This is a genomic window from Arthrobacter sp. Y3225116 (assembly GCF_059091245.1).
Genome location: NZ_JBNHGL010000468.1, coordinates 1 through 1,033, shown reverse-complemented (window position 1 = coordinate 1,033; position 1,033 = coordinate 1). Strand labels below are relative to the sequence as shown.

Genomic DNA, 1,033 nt, shown 5'->3' with positions numbered 1-1,033 from the left:
CCCGCCGTCAGGTGCGGATGCGGCAGCGGCCGCTGGCCCGGTCGCCGCCTCTGTCGCCCGCCGCTCCTCGCCGCGGCCACCCGTCTCCGTCATCGTTGCTGTCCTTTTCCGGCCAGGGCAACTGCGCCGCCGTCGGCCGGGTCTTCGAATGCCGCCCTGCGCAGTTCGGCGGGGCGGGCATCCGCCCCGGTGGTCTTGATGTGGTCGATGCGGCGCGGCACGAACCGCCGCCGGGCCGGGATCGGTATGGCGAGCAGGACGGTCAGTCCGATGGCGAGCACCTGAAGGATGGCAATCCACGGCGACCACGGGCTCGAATAGCCGATCTTTACCGTACCCGCTGCTGCCGGCACTTCAAACGCCTGGGCCCAGCCGTCCTGCGAGGATTCCAGCGGCCGGCCGTTCAGGGTGGCGGTCCAGCCCGGGTCCGTCCGCTCGGCCAGGATCAGCCGGCGTCCGGGCTCGCCGGCGGGAATCTCGCCGGCCGCCGCGGTCCAGCCGGACGGCACGGTTTGCAGCAGGTCGCCGTTGGCATCGACCAGGCGCACCCGGGCGGTCAGTTGGCCGGCCGCGGTGCCGTCCTTTCCGGTCGCTCCGACGACCCGCCAGAGCCAGCCGGAGTCGGTGCGTCCCACGGACGTCAGCCCGGGCACGGCGTCGATCCGGCCGGCGAGCAGTTCGGCCGCCGTATCGGATTCCTGCAGCACCACGAAGTCCACGCCGAGCCGCACCAGGGACGGCCGCGGATCCACGCCGGTGCCCGCCACGATGACCGCCACCGTGTTCCGCAATTCTGCGTCGGCGTCGTCGTCGGAGCGCACCTGGGCTTCGGTGAGCGGACCGGCCAGGGCCCGCGCCGAGTAAATGGCCGAGAGTTGGTCCAGGGTGGTGCCGCTGCCGTGCATCACGGCAGCGGTCACCGCGCCGCCGGATCCCGCCGTCAACACGAGCGCACGGGCCTGTTCCGGCCCGGTCCCGCTGTCCGCAGAGGTGGCCGGCAGCGTGCGGCCGGCCCCGGGCGCCACCGCCATCT

General features: G+C 73.5%; 1 pseudogene. It reads right to left on the bottom strand.

The features are described from left to right. Positions 1 to 89: 89 nt before the first annotated feature. Positions 90 to 1,033 (bottom strand): annotated as a pseudogene (locus AC5RV2_RS18340) (glycosyltransferase family 2 protein); the annotation flags it as partial.